Annotated in this window: 12 protein-coding genes; 6 read left to right on the top strand and 6 right to left on the bottom strand. The window is 37.1% G+C overall.

The window, feature by feature from the left end:
• Nucleotides 1-175: 175 nt before the first annotated feature.
• Nucleotides 176-3,223: a leucine--tRNA ligase gene (locus B2Z27_RS19165; RefSeq protein WP_286814876.1), complete on the bottom strand. Its 3,048-nt coding sequence runs from the start codon at nucleotides 3,221-3,223 to the stop codon at nucleotides 176-178.
• Between the two features lie 201 nt (nucleotides 3,224-3,424).
• On the opposite strand from B2Z27_RS19165, the gene B2Z27_RS19160 reads away from it, so the two are divergent.
• The 6 genes from B2Z27_RS19160 (at nucleotide 3,425) to B2Z27_RS19135 (ending at nucleotide 8,780) form a co-directional block, all read left to right on the top strand.
• A complete protein-coding gene (locus B2Z27_RS19160; RefSeq protein ID WP_286814875.1) occupies nucleotides 3,425-5,239 on the top strand; it encodes a T9SS type B sorting domain-containing protein in 1,815 nt (604 codons plus the stop codon).
• Between the two features lie 62 nt (nucleotides 5,240-5,301).
• The gene (locus B2Z27_RS19155) at nucleotides 5,302-6,180 is read left to right on the top strand and encodes a cell division protein FtsX (protein ID WP_286814874.1); all 879 of its coding nucleotides are present in this window, start codon (nucleotides 5,302-5,304) and stop codon (nucleotides 6,178-6,180) included.
• Between the two features lie 9 nt (nucleotides 6,181-6,189).
• Nucleotides 6,190-6,453 (top strand): DUF3098 domain-containing protein, encoded by a 264-nt coding sequence (locus B2Z27_RS19150; RefSeq protein ID WP_286814873.1) that lies wholly within the window; start codon nucleotides 6,190-6,192, stop codon nucleotides 6,451-6,453.
• Nucleotides 6,454-7,251 (top strand): undecaprenyl-diphosphate phosphatase, encoded by a 798-nt coding sequence (locus B2Z27_RS19145; protein ID WP_058104916.1) that lies wholly within the window; start codon nucleotides 6,454-6,456, stop codon nucleotides 7,249-7,251. It begins immediately after the preceding gene.
• Nucleotides 7,252-7,273: 22 nt separating this feature from the next.
• On the top strand, nucleotides 7,274-7,987 hold the full coding sequence (gene truB / locus B2Z27_RS19140; protein WP_074670274.1) for a tRNA pseudouridine(55) synthase TruB: 714 nt from the start codon (nucleotides 7,274-7,276) through the stop codon (nucleotides 7,985-7,987).
• Between the two features lie 64 nt (nucleotides 7,988-8,051).
• Nucleotides 8,052-8,780, top strand: coding sequence for a hypothetical protein (locus B2Z27_RS19135; RefSeq protein WP_215997063.1), 729 nt, complete (start codon nucleotides 8,052-8,054; stop codon nucleotides 8,778-8,780).
• Here B2Z27_RS19135 and B2Z27_RS19130 read toward each other — a convergent pair.
• From B2Z27_RS19130 to B2Z27_RS19110, 5 genes are read right to left on the bottom strand one after another with little or no spacing between them, the layout of a single operon-like run.
• Nucleotides 8,763-9,374 (bottom strand): thioredoxin family protein, encoded by a 612-nt coding sequence (locus tag B2Z27_RS19130; RefSeq protein ID WP_286814872.1) that lies wholly within the window; start codon nucleotides 9,372-9,374, stop codon nucleotides 8,763-8,765. The two genes, B2Z27_RS19135 and B2Z27_RS19130, sit on opposite strands and share 18 nt — an antisense overlap.
• A gap of 57 nt (nucleotides 9,375-9,431) precedes the next feature.
• Nucleotides 9,432-10,838: a TolC family protein gene (locus B2Z27_RS19125; protein ID WP_244745295.1), complete on the bottom strand. Its 1,407-nt coding sequence runs from the start codon at nucleotides 10,836-10,838 to the stop codon at nucleotides 9,432-9,434.
• Entirely contained in the window at nucleotides 10,838-12,190 is a 1,353-nt protein-coding gene (locus B2Z27_RS19120) for an HlyD family secretion protein (RefSeq protein WP_286814871.1), read from the bottom strand. Before B2Z27_RS19120 ends, B2Z27_RS19125 begins: the two co-directional genes overlap by 1 nt.
• Nucleotides 12,183-13,865 carry a peptidase domain-containing ABC transporter gene (locus B2Z27_RS19115; RefSeq protein WP_286814870.1) on the bottom strand — a complete coding sequence of 561 codons (1,683 nt, stop codon included), beginning with the start codon at nucleotides 13,863-13,865 and terminating at the stop codon, nucleotides 12,183-12,185. Before B2Z27_RS19115 ends, B2Z27_RS19120 begins: the two co-directional genes overlap by 8 nt.
• The gene (locus tag B2Z27_RS19110) at nucleotides 13,858-14,544 is read right to left on the bottom strand and encodes a TetR/AcrR family transcriptional regulator (RefSeq protein WP_286814869.1); all 687 of its coding nucleotides are present in this window, start codon (nucleotides 14,542-14,544) and stop codon (nucleotides 13,858-13,860) included. The genes B2Z27_RS19115 and B2Z27_RS19110 overlap by 8 nt, the downstream gene beginning before the upstream one ends.
• Nucleotides 14,545-14,595: the final 51 nt, after the last annotated feature.

The following is a 14,595-nucleotide window of genomic DNA, read 5'->3' as shown; positions in this document are numbered from 1 at the left end:
CATGTCATAATTATCATTTTATAACCACTATACCCCTATTTTTTAGGGGGTGCATTTCATTTTGTGATGAATTATTCAATTAAACTTCAAAAATTAGCTATTACCTTGATGAATATTTAACGCAAAAAAAAGAGGCAATTCCCATTGCCTCTTTTCTAGTTATACTACCTAAGAATTAACCAACGATATTTACAATTTTACCAGGTACTACAATCACCTTTTTAGGAGTACGCCCTGCCAATTGTTGTTGGGTTTTTTCATGTGACATAACCGCCGCCTCTATTTCGTCTTTATTTAAATCTAAAGACAACTGCATGGTAAATTTCATTTTACCGTTAAAGGATATCGGATATTCTTTATCACTTTCCTTGATATACTTTTCTTCAAATTTTGGGAATGGTGCCGTAGCAATAGAATCTGAATGACCCAATTTGCTCCACAATTCTTCCGCAATATGTGGCGCATATGGCGATACCAATATTGCCAATGGCTCCAACACTTTTCTGCTGACACATTTTTGAGCTGAAAGTTCATTTACACAGATCATGAAAGTAGATACCGATGTATTAAAACTGAAGTTTTCAATATCCTCTTCTACCTTTTTAATGGTCTTGTGCAATGTTTTCCAAGATTCTTTAGAAGGCTCTTCTTCACTTCGGCTACGCTCAGCAATCGCAGTTTCATCTAAAAATGGCGTGTACAATTTCCACAGTTTCTTTAAAAAACCATGTGCTCCAGTAATACCTGCCGTGTTCCAAGGTTTAGATTGCTCTAACGGACCTAAGAACATTTCATACAAACGCAAACTGTCTGCACCATATTCTTCACAAATAGCATCTGGATTTACTACGTTGTATTTGGATTTGGACATTTTTTCGACTTCGCGAGTTACTAAATACTTATCATTTTCATCTTTTATAATCTCTCCTTTTTCTCCTATAAAAACTGCATACTTATACTCCTCTCGCCAACTTCTAAAAGATTCTATATCAAGTTCATTTGATGAATTCACATGAGAAACATCGGCATGCAGTATTTGAACATTGTTTAAATTAGTATCAACCCAAATTTTTCCCTTATCAAGTTTTGAACTAATCCCCTTAAATTCTTCATATCTCTCACCTGATTTAACTAAAGAATTTACAAACTCATCCCATTTTTGTTTAACAAGTTCAGTAACTTCTTCATTTTCCACTTTTCCTTTATTAATTTGCCCTCTAGAAAGGAACAACACAACTCCACCTAACGGAACTTCTTCGTTATTATACTTAAAAACAGGTACTATTCTGAATACAAAAGCACTAGTCCCCGTAATCATTCCTTGGTTGATCAGTTTTTTAGCAAACTCATCTTTAGGTACCAAACCTTTATCGAACATGAATTTTTGCCAGAAACGGCTATATAACAAATGCCCTGTTGCGTGCTCGCTACCACCTATATATAAATCTACATCTTGCCAGTAGTTAATAGCATCTTTAGAAAATATCTCCTCGCTATTATGCGGATCCATATATCTATTAAAATACTGCGAACTACCTGCCCAACCCGGCATGGTATTCAGTTCTAATGGAAATACAGTGGTATTATTTATCTCGCTATTATTGACAACTTTATTAGCAACGGTATCCCAAGCCCACACCTCAGCGTTACCTAATGGTGGCTCACCAGTTTCAGTAGGTAGATACTTTTCCACTTCTGGTAACTCAATTGGCAAATGTTCTTTTGCAATCATCTGCGGCATATCATCTACATAATATACAGGGAAAGGTTCTCCCCAATATCTTTGACGACTAAAAACAGCATCGCGCAAACGATAATTTATTTTTCCTTCACCATGTCCTATTTTCTCTAACTCATAGATTGCCAATTTCATGGCTTTCTTATACGGTAATCCGTTCAAGAAATCAGAATTTGCAATAACCGTTTTTTCCTTATCAGCAAAAGCTTCCTCAGAAATATCTACACCTTCGAATACATTAGGAATATCAATATTAAAATGCTTTGCAAAATCATAATCGCGCTGATCACCACATGGTACGGACATTACCGCGCCTGTTCCATAACCCGCTAATACATAATCACCGATCCAAATAGGAATAGGCTCTTTTGTAAATGGGTGCTCTGCATAGGCACCTGTAAATGCACCGGAAATGGTTTTTACATCTGCCATACGATCACGCTCGCTGCGTTTTGCCGTTGCCTCAATATATGCCTCTACCTCAGCTTTCTGCTCCGCCTTAGTTATTTTACCAACCAATTCGTGCTCTGGAGCCAACGTCATAAAAGAGACTCCGAAAATAGTATCGGGTCTTGTGGTAAAAACCTCTATTTTTTCATCATGGTCTTTCACATTAAAAATAGCCGATGCACCTTGACTTCTTCCAATCCAATTCGTTTGCGAATCTTTCAAGGGCTGGGGCCAATCTATCTTATCCAGTCCGTCTAACAAACGTTGTGCATAGGCAGATATACGCATGCTCCATTGGGTCATCTTTTTACGAACCACAGGGTGGCCACCACGTTCTGACACTCCGTTTACTATTTCGTCATTTGCCAAAACCGTACCCAATGCCGGGCACCAGTTTACCTCGGTATCCGCTAAGTACGTTAATCTATATTTTAAAAGAATTTCTTGCTTTTCAACATCAGAAAAATTGATCCAGTCCTCCGCAGAAAAAATAGCAATGTCATCATCGCAAACCGCATTTACATTGGCATTGCCTTCTGCCTCAAATACTGAAATTAAAGTATCTATATCTTCCGCCTTATCCGTATCGGTATTATACCAAGAATTGAATATTTGAATGAATATCCATTGTGTCCATTTATAATACTCAGGACTAGAAGTTCTTACTTCCCTGCTCCAATCAAAAGAGAAACCTAATTGATCTAATTGTCTTCTATATGTTTTAATATTGGCTGCAGTGGTTATTGCAGGATGCTGACCTGTTTGTATGGCATATTGCTCTGCAGGCAACCCAAAAGAATCATACCCTTGCGGATGCAATACATTAAAACCTTTATGTCTTTTGTAACGTGCATAAATATCACTGGCAATATACCCTAACGGATGACCAACATGGAGTCCCGCACCAGAAGGATAAGGAAACATATCCAGCACATAAAATTTTTCCTTTTCAGAATTATTCTCTGCTTTAAATGTTTGGTTTTCTGCCCAGTATTTTTGCCATTTGGCCTCAATTTCGTTGAAATTGTATTGCATGATAGTTACTTCTTTTCTGTAAGTCGCAAAAATAGGTTGAATCGTTGAGAGTTAAAAAGATATTGCTAATTAACAGCTTTACTTCTACAAACTATAGAACTATTGCCTATTGACTAAATTTGGTATCTTACAATCGTGAAATTAATGTGTCCCAAAAAATTAGTCTTTTTACTTTTCATATTCTGTTTGGTTTCCATAGAAATGAAAGCCCAATTAGGATTTTGCGGTGGCAATTCTGGCGACCCTATTTTTACAGAAGATTTTGGTGCCGGGACAAATAACGGCCCAGCTTTGCCCGCTGGCACAACCACATATAACTTTACCGCCTTTACCCCTAATGATGGGGATTATACTATTTCTAGCACCACAAATTACTTTGATTGGCTATCATTACAGGATCATACCCCTGGAGACACCAATGGAAAAGCATTTATCGTCAATGCCAGTTTTACTGCCGGGGAGTTCTATCAACGTCAGGTTACGGGATTATGTGAAAACACTACCTATGAATTTTCTTCTTGGCTCATTAACCTTCAACCTGCAAATAGCTGCGAAGGCAACAGTATACCCGTTAACGTTCGTTTTCAAATTTGGGACGAAACGGACACTAATCTTCTAGCCCAAGGTGATACAGGAAATATTTTCAACACCGGCAGCACCGAGTGGAACCAATATGCCTTGGTTTTTAAAACCGAGCCAGGCCAAACATCTGTCATTTTAAAGATGAGAAACAATAGTAATGGCGGTTGTGGCAATGATTTAGCCATAGATGACATTTTATTTAGATCATGCGGAGACAACGTTACGGTCTCAACACCATCTAATGAAGTAAGTTTAGTGGTATGTGAAACCCAAGGCGGAGTCTCAAGAACACTTACGGCTACACCAGATTCTTCTGTTTTTAGCACACACGCCTATCAATGGCAGCAAAGTACGGACCAACAAAACTGGGCAGATATTCCTGGTGAGAATAGTGCTATTTTAGATACCCCATTAGTAACCACAACTACCTATTTCAGAACAAAAATTGCCGAAGATGTAGTCAATGTCAATAACGATCTTTGCAATGTGGTGTCCGATGTTTTTGATATTACCGTTTTACCTATACCAGCAGCTCCAACAAGTAACGGGGACATTATGGTCTGTGAAGGAGAATTGGGAATATTATCGGTAGCCACCCAAAATAACTACACGGTTAATTGGTATGACGCCCCTACCGATGGAAATTTAATTTTATCCAATAGCCAAAATTTAGAAATTGGTGTCGGCGGCACGTATTATGCCGAAGCAAACTCAACTGAAATAGTATGTGCATCTACCACAAGAACAGCAGTAACGCTCACCGTAAACCCCTTACCAATAGCACCAGATGACATGAGCACATTTTTATGTGAAGATTCTTTTACCACTTTAGATGCCGAGGTTGAAAATGTCGCCTATCAATGGAACACGGGTGAAACCACACAACAAATTGATGTTATCACACCGGGCGATTACAATGTGTTCATTACCAATGCAAATGGTTGCTCTACCATTCGAAATTTTAATGTGGAACAAATAGATCTTCCCAGAATAGACAACATTATATCCGATGGAGCATCAATACGCATAACTACAATTAACGATGGAAATTTTGAATATTCCCTAGACGGAATTTCATTTCAACAAAACCCCATTTTTGATGCTGTTGAAGGTGGATTTTATACTATTTACGTGCGGGACAATACAGATTGTGGCGTAGTAACCCAAGATTTTTATCATCTGGTGATTCAAAAATTCTTTACCCCTAATGGAGATACGTTCAACGATTTTTTTGAACCTGACGGATTAGAGGCTTTTAGCAACATCACCATTTCTATTTATGATCGTTATGGCAAGCTTATAAAATTTGGGAACACAAACGCCACCTCTTGGGATGGCACCTTTAATGGAGAAGATATGCCAGAAGATGACTATTGGTATCTAATTGAAGCAGACACGGCTCAATTTAAGGGGCACTTTAGTTTAAAACGTTAAGGCTTATTTTTTTAAGTACCATTTCACTTTACTTTGCTATTTTTACTGCACTTTTAAGCACTATGGCTAATTCTTTCGAAAATTATCAAAGACGCAAACTTATCTCCTCGTACTTTTCCGTGGTGTTAAGTATTGCATTGGTCTTATTCCTATTGGGAATTTTAGGACTACTGGTTTTAAACACCAAAAAAATGGCAGATCGCTCTAAAGAGCAGATTACCATTTCTGTATTTCTAAAAGAAAATACCAAGGAAATTGAAGTGGAACAACTTCAAAAAACCTTGGCAATGTCAGAATACACCAAGTCTTCTACCTATGTTTCTAAAGAAGAAGCTGCAAAACAACACAGTGAAGAAATTGGGGAAGATTTTGTAGACTACTTAGGCTACAACCCTCTTAAAAACTCGATAGACATAAAGCTAAACGCTGATTTTGTTACCGCAGAAAAAGTTGAAGAGATTGCCGCAACACTTTCTGAAAAAAGTTTCGTTGACGAGGTCAGTTATGATAGGGTGCTGGTTAGTATGGTAGCAAAAAGTGTAGAACAGATAGGTTTCTGGATTTTAGTAGCTAGCGCCATTTTCACCTTTATTGCCGTATTGCTGATCAACAGCTCCATACGCCTTTCTATTTACTCAAAAAGATTCATCATAAAGACCATGCAAATGGTAGGTGCTACCAAAACGTTTATCCGTAGACCATTTATATGGCAAAATATTAAATTAGGTATGATCGGTGCTACTATTGCATTGTTGGCCATTGGTGGTGTCGTATACTATGTAAATACTAATTTTGAAGACTTAGGGTTACTAGAAGAACCTTATATTTTAGTCACCTTATTTATAGGCGTTTTTCTACTGGGTATACTTATTTCGTTCATTAGCACCTATTTCGCCACCCAGCGCTTCTTAAACCTTAGAACGGACGAATTATATTATTAAATTTGCGGCATGAGTAAAAAGAACAAAATTGAACAGCAACCTAAACAGGAATTTATTTTTCAAAAGAAGAATTACATGTTCATGTTCATTGGACTTGCCTGTATTGCAATAGGATTTATTTTAATGAGCGGTGGCGGCAGCGATGACCCCAACGTTTTTAACCCTGAAATATATAATTTTAGAAGAATAAGACTTGCCCCTACTTTAGTGCTTATTGGCTTAGGTATAGAAATTTATGCCATTTTGTTGAACCCACACAAAAAGAAAAATTAATTGGATACTTTAGATGCTATTATACTCGGTATCATACAAGGATTGACCGAGTTTTTACCTGTTTCATCAAGTGGTCATTTAGAATTGGGTAAAGCTATTTTAGGTGATAATTCTGTACAGGAAGAAAGTTTATTGTTCACCGTTGTACTTCATTTTGCTACCGCACTAAGTACCATTGTAGTCTTTAGAAAAGATATTTGGGAAATTATAAGTGGTTTGTTTCAATTTAAATGGAACGAAGAAAGCCAATTCTCTGCTAAAATAATTGTCTCTATGTTACCTGCAGTATTTGTAGGTCTGTTTTTTGAAGAGCAATTAGAAGCTTTTTTTGGCGGCAATATAAGGTTCGTAGGTTTTATGTTGATCATTACCGCTGTACTCTTATATTTTGCCGATAAAGCCAAAGACACCGATAAAAAAGTAAGTTTTGGAAATGCATTTATAGTTGGCATTTCTCAAGCCATAGCTATGCTACCCGGTATTTCACGAAGTGGTGCTACTATTTCTACCTCTGTTCTTTTAGGCGTAGACAAATCTAAAGCCGCAAGATTCTCTTTCTTAATGGTTGTTCCATTGATTTTTGGTAAGATCGCGAAAGACCTTATGAGCGGAGACTTAACTTTTGACGGGGAAAACAACGTTGCAATGGGTGCCGGATTCATTGCCGCCTTTGTTGCGGGACTTGCCGCTTGTACTTGGATGATCCAATTGGTACGTAAAAGCAAGTTATCCTATTTTGCCATCTATTGTCTTATTGTAGGATTGATCGCCGTTATTTACGGATTTACTAATCCGTAAAACATCAAAAACACCCAAATTCATGAAAGATTTGACCAAAGAAGACTATTTAAACGGTCAAGTATTATTGATCGATAAACCACTGGAATGGTCCTCTTTTCAAGCGGTCAATAAATTGAAATGGGCGATTAGAAAAAAGTTCAGCTTAAAGAAATTTAAAATAGGTCACGCAGGTACGTTAGATCCTTTAGCAACAGGTCTTTTGGTGATTTGTACAGGTAAGTTCACCAAAAAAATTACCGAATTCCAAGGTCAGGAAAAAGAATACACAGGTATAATTACTTTAGGCAGTACAACACCTTCTTATGACTTGGAAACCGAAATCAATGAGACTTTTTTGACGGATCATATAACGCCAGAGCTTATAAAAGCTGCCACCCATGAATTTATTGGTGAAATAGAACAAGCCCCGCCTGTTTTTTCCGCATTAAAAAAAGATGGTAAACGTTTGTACGAACTGGCAAGAGAAGGTAAAACTGTAGATATTCCAAAAAGAAAGGTACATGTAAGTGCATTTGAAATTACCGACATAGACAACTTGAACGTGCATTTTAGAATTGCATGCAGCAAAGGAACATATATAAGGTCTATGGCGCACGATTTTGGAAAAGCATTAAACTCCGGAGCACATTTAACGACCCTTAGAAGAACCAAAATAGGTGATTTTAACGTAGATAAAGCCCAAGACCCTTTGGACTTCGCCGATTTATTATTGGCACCAGAAGAAAATAAATAGCAGATTTTGAAATGCCATTTATCGATCTTCTAAAATATTTTGGTATTATTAAGGTTATATATTCATGAATCTGAACAGAAAACAATTATCATTACTTGCCACTACCTTTAGCCTGTCTATTGTAGTGCTGGTTTTGTTTGGTATTCAGTTCGGTGGCCAAGAGGAATCTCACGAAGACTATGTGGTTGAAATGATCATGGACCCAGAGGTATTGGAAGAAATTCTCAAAGAAGAAGATCCGGTTGATGAAGAAATGAAAGCCGATCCAATAAAAAGTCATTTAGCTTTTAACGAAACCGCAAAACCTAGCTACGGTAACCCAGAACCATTACAGACTTTAGAAGAGCTGATGGAAGAACGTAGTGAAATGAGTGACGGTGACCCTACTGAAAGTATGATTTCCGATTCTGGTTATTCTGAAAGGGTAAAGGCCTTGGCCAAAAAGAGAGAAGAAAAAAAGCAGCTTTTAGGAGAAAAGGAAGCGCAAAAAAAAGAATTTACCAATAACCTTGCCGCCAGACGAACGTCTGTATCCTATTCTTTAGTTGATAGAAATAATTATAAATTACCCCCACCAATATACACTTGTATTGAAGGGGGAAAAGTTGTTATCAATATAGAAGTAAATGCACTAGGCTATGTAACCGAAGCAGATTACAATGCAAAAAGTTCTGGAACATCTAACGGATGTCTTGTTGAAAACGCCATTAATTATGCTTTGAAAGCAAGATTCAACAGTTCTGAAAAAGATTCCCAAAAAGGCACTATTACCTATTTATTTCAAGGGAAGTAATTCCAGCAGATCTTGAACTATACTTTGCCCCTTATCCTTATTGTAAAAAATTTGAAGATCCTGTTTAAATTCAGGCGTTAGTTTACCGTACTCCGACTTATAATCTTCCACTAGCTTAGTTGCCTTTTTAGATCTTGGACCCCATGTAGCCGCAACCATATTTTCTTTAACATCAACGGCAATTAATTTTGGTATTGACCTACCTCCATTGGTCAAAAATTGATCCATAATATGTAAGTTCTCATCTCTTAAGATTATAGATAATGATATATTAGGATTGATTTCAGTGAATTTATGCATAACTGGCAGCGCAGGAGAAGCATCGCCACACCAGCTCTCTGATAATACTACCCATAAAACTTTTTGATCCACAGACTTTATCTTGTCAACAACCTCATCGGTAAATTTTAAGGTTTTATCCCACCTACGCATACGGCTGTTATTCAATTGGGTATATTGTGAAAGTGCTTCAGTTTGCTCAGGGCCGGTAGACGCTCCTTTTTCAGCTAGGTCAGAAACCAATGCCCTATACTCGGCATAACTATAACCGTTATTTAATCCCTTTGCTTTAATATCTTCCAATAATAACTCCATAATGCTTACTTTAAAATATCTTGATCGATCACATTAGTAGCGTTACAAATAGAATACTTACAAATTTTCAGGATTGACGGCCAGGCTGTTGAATAATTTGGCCTTCGCCGTAAAATATTTATTTTCTACTTGATTCTGTTTTAAGACCGCATCTATTAACTTTGATTCCCTTGAATTGATCAAAAACAACGAGCTCTCCCCAAAACTGAATTTTCGTTCTTCCGCTGCTAGCAACGCCTCATAACTGGCAACGATATCATCTATTAAAATATTCTGATTTTCAAAAGAAGCCAACTCATTATATATAGCCAATACCTTATTTTGAATTTGCACCTCGGCGTTATCTAACTCAAACTGTGCATCCCTTAATTTCAGTTTAGCCAATTTCAAATCTCCCCGTTCTTTTCTTAAAAATAAAGGCAACTCAAAATTTAAACCACCCTTATAATTTTGGGTTTCCAATGAATTTAAATACTCGGGCGTTTCAGTAATAAACTTATATTCAACGTCAATTTTAGGTAATAGTTTATTTGTTTTTAATCGCTTATCTACGCGTAAACCATCTATTTTATACCCTAAGGATTTTAGCTTAGGATGATTTTCAAGGTCAAAACTATCTAAAGGTTTACCTAAAATTTCCAAAGCTTGATCTATCTCTACATCTAAAGACAGTTCTGGCACCACACCTGGTTGTAATTCCATAGGTATATTATCTCCCATCCAGAGAAAATTGGAAAGCTCCAATTTTGCGTTACGTAAAACTACATTAGCCTGCTCTCTTTCCAAAGCTCTGTTTTGTACGGCAATTTTAGCCTCAACGGTATCAATAGCAGCAATTTCACCAGCGTTGGCACTTTTATTGACCCCCTCTAACCTTACTTTAGCGTTCTCTAAAAAATCATTGAACAATATACTATTTCTATAAGCCTGCAACCAATTGAAATATGCCAATGAAGCATCGAACAAAATTTGATTGACCAATAGATCCCTATCGGCTTTAGACTGCTCCCTAAAAAACTTTGCCTTCTTTACGGTTGCCATACGCTCATTGATCCATGAACCACGTCCTAGAGAAAGGGCAACCCCGGCACTGTACAATCCATCATCAGGTACATTTCGCTCTGCGTTCAAGTATTCTCCAGAGTACTGCTCAAACTCGCCTTTTAATTCTATACCATACCAGGTAGGAATTTTAAACGTAGTATTTAAAAGATCATAATATTCCGTTCCCTTAAATTCTTTAGTTGCATAATCTACCGCTATTTTGGGATCAAACCCACCACGGGCCTTCATTAGATTTGCTTGCCCAACGCTCATTACCATCTCAGCTTGTTTAGTAATAGGATGGTACTTTTTTACATATCCTAAATACTCTTTAAACCCTAGCTGGACAGAATCTACCGTTTGGGCCGACACAAAAAAACCGGCACATATACAGAAAAAGAAAAAAATGCTTCTCATCATTATTTTTTTACGGGTTTGTCCTGGGCACCTTCAGGTTGGTAATAGTTAGGTGGAAAACCATTTAACTGACGCCAAAGCTCATACCAAATAGGCACATCTTCCAATAAGGCAATAGTATTTGCCCCTGAACCAACACGCAAGGCATCTGGCCATGCTTGATCTTCTTCATCCGGAGATAAAAGCACCCTATATTTACCATTAGGGTTTATAAACGTTTCTATAGCTACCACTTTGCCCGCATAGGTACCATATGATGCATTTGGCCATCCGCTGAAAACGATAGCCGGCCAACCATCAAATTGTATTCTAACACTTTCTCCTAAATGAATCAAAGGCAAGTCTATTGGCGCCACAAAAGTTTCAACCGCCATATCATAATCTGCCGGCATAATACCTACCAACGGCGTGCCTTCTTTAAACGTTTCTCCTATACCTGCTGTTAATACCTTATTGATATACCCATTTTGCGGTGCCTTAATATAACGCAGCTCACTCCTCATTTTATAATTGGTATAATCATTCTCCAACTTACTGACCTGAGCCTCAGAATCAAATTGATTGGACATCGCCGTAAACTTATCGCTCTGTGCCTTTGAAATCTTATCTGTATATGATGCTTGAACACTATTGATCTCTACTTCCGCATTGATTATTTCGTTCTTGGCCGCCAATAATTTGTTCTCTTGCGAGAGCAACTTTGCTTGGGTTTCTTGCAATTTCAACCGTTTTGCCTCAACATCTGTTACCGCTTTTAAACCTTCGCTCTCTAATTGCACAGTTCTTTGAAACTGTCTTTCAGCAATTTGAATATTTGTCTTAGCGGCCTCAAAATCAATACTATCGCTTTGTGCCTTTAATTTGGCCTGTAGCAGCTTGTTCTTTGCTTGCTCAAGTTTTAACCTTCTTTCATTGATAAGTGCCGCAACTTGATTGTCCAACGACTTCACCTTTTCACCATATGAGGTTACAGATGAACTCTTAGATTTTAATTGTTGCCCTGTGCGCTCCACTAAATCTGGATCAAAATATTCTGATTTCACTTCAGAAATGAACAATATGGTATCTCCTTTTTCTACATAATCTCCTTCTTGTACATACCATTGTTCTATTCTACCCGGTATTTGTGATTGAATAGTTTGAGGTCTTTGCCCCGGGGTCAACGTAGTTAAATTACCTCTAGCGGTTATGGTCTGCGTCCAAGGCAAAAACAGTACTATGACACCTACCACGGCAAATGCCAAAAGAAACCTATTAAAATGCTTGTAGTGCCTCTTGTGGTTTACCTTCTGTACCGATTTGAATCTATCTATAGAGACTTTCTGGTTAAGTTTGTTATGAGATATATTAAGCATCTTTTCCTTGGATTTCGTTAATAATCTGTCCTTTTTCCATGGTTATGATACGCGAACATTTTTTGATCCACTTATCGTTCTCACTTACTACAAGTAATGCCCAACCGTTAGCTGGATCACTTAAAAAACTCAAAATACGGTCTGCTTCATCTACATTGAACTGATCAAGCGGGTCTTTAAGAATGAGCAGTTTTGGTTTACGGACAATACTTCTAGCCAACACTATCTTTTTTGACACGGTATATGGAATCTGTTTACCTTCAGGGTACAATACCGTATTAAGACCTTCTGGTTGTTTTTTCACAAAATCCGTAAGTCCTACTTTATCTAACGCCCAATACACTTGCTCATTTGTGGTCTCTTTATCACCAAAGGTGATGTTGTTCAAGATCGTACCCTCAAATGGGGATTCTTCCGGTAATGATTGACCTAAGTGCGAACGGTAATAATTAAGGTTCATACCTTTTAACGAAACTCCGTTCACGTAAACACCACCACTGTCTGGCTCAATGATTCCCGCAATTAAACGCAATAAAGTGTTTTTACCAGAACCACTATTACCCCTTAGAAGAATAGTACAACTAGGGGATATGGTTAAACTTAAATCTTTAATTATTTGTCTTTTTGGCTGTGGTACACTGTAAGATATTTCACTTAGCTCAACAGTAAAAGCCTGGTTCTCCATAAATGGTTTTTCTCCTTCTTGAGCCTCTAGTTCTTTGTCTACCACTTGCCCCATCTTTTCTAGAGATGTCAATAAATCATAAAACGTTTCCAATCCTAAGATTAATTTTTCAACCGAACCGATTACTAAAAGAATAATAATTTCGGCCGCTACGAACTGACCAATGTTCATCTCTTGATTAAGCACCAATAATCCACCAATCAATAAAAGACCTGCGGTGACCAAAACCTTGAACCCGATCATTTGAATAAACTGCAATACCAAAACCCTAAAATGACTTTCCCTTGCATTGAGGTAATTGACTACGAGGGTATCATTTTTATCCAATGCGTGAGATGTTTTACCAGATAACTTAAAACTTACTATAGACCTGGCTATCTCTTGAAGCCAGTGCGCAATTTTATATTTACTCTTAGATTCATCTAAACTCGTATCCAGACCTCTTTGAGCAGTAAACTTGAACACCACATAAATCAACAACAGCAACAACATACCGTAAACAATAAAAAATGGGTGATAAAACGATAGTAGCAATAACCCAAAAACAATCTGCAGTAATGCCGCTGGAAAATCTATCAATACTTTTGATAACGATTTTTGAATAGTCAAGGTATCAAAAAACCTATTTGCCAATTCTGGCGGATAGTAATTGTGCAGTTCGCTCATCTTAATTTTAGGAAAACGATATGCAAACTCAAAAGATGCCCTAGTAAATATCTTTTGCTGTACATTTTCAATTATTCTTATTTGCATAAGCTGCAGCACACCAACAAAAGCAACACCCAATGTCACCAAAATGACCAATACGATCCAAGATGAACTAATTTGGGCACCTTGCATTAAGTTTATTATTGCCTGTATACCCAATGGTAACGATAGGTTGACGACCCCCGCGAATATGGCATAATAGAAAACTTGAAAAATATCCTTTTTATCCAGTTTTAACAGTCCTAAAAAACGCTGCCAGGCAGTTAGTATGTTTTTACTCATTTAAGTGTTGTTTTAATGTATTGAATACAAGGTGGGTCAAATATTGTGTTGGTGTCACTTTCTTATTACAATCTGTAAGTGACGGAAAGTGCTCTCTTAAATAATGTTGGTGCAAACCATTTTCCAAAATGGTGCTTGCTAAACTCGTAGGATATTCATAATCTGCATCAACCTCGGAAATCATAGTAGACAAACGCCCTACCAATCTTTTATATATAGCGTAATAACCTTCTTTATTCTCTTCGTCTACTTCCTTGGTCAAATAAGCTTTAGAGTATTCATTGATTACAATTTGATTTAAAAAGACCTCATTGACATGAGAAAATGCGGAATCTTCCTTGATTTCCCTAGTTATGATAATAATGGACTTTAATAATTTTTCTTTTGGATTTTTGATACTGTGCGTTGCAAAGACCAATTGATATTCCATCCACCCCCAGTACCAAGAGGTTAGGTAAACAAGTAATTTATGTTTGTTTTCAAAATATCTATAAATAGAACTCTCGTTAGAACCTATTTGATGACCTAGCTTTTTAAAAGTAAACCTTTCAAAACCAATTTCGTTGATCATTTGAATACTGTACTCAACGATTTTTTTACCTAGTCCAGAAGATTCAGGGTCCTTTAAATAAAGTTTCTCATTAACTTTTATCCGCACCCCTTGCAACAGCATATCCATAATACTATTAATTACATAAAATGCAAATATAATAGTATTACTATCAACTAA

Origin of the sequence: Maribacter sp. UBA3344, assembly GCF_002362375.1 — a bacterium.
Classification (GTDB): domain Bacteria; phylum Bacteroidota; class Bacteroidia; order Flavobacteriales; family Flavobacteriaceae; genus Maribacter; species Maribacter dokdonensis.
Note: the sequence above shows the minus strand (reverse complement) of the source record. Positions and strands in the feature narration are given on the sequence as shown.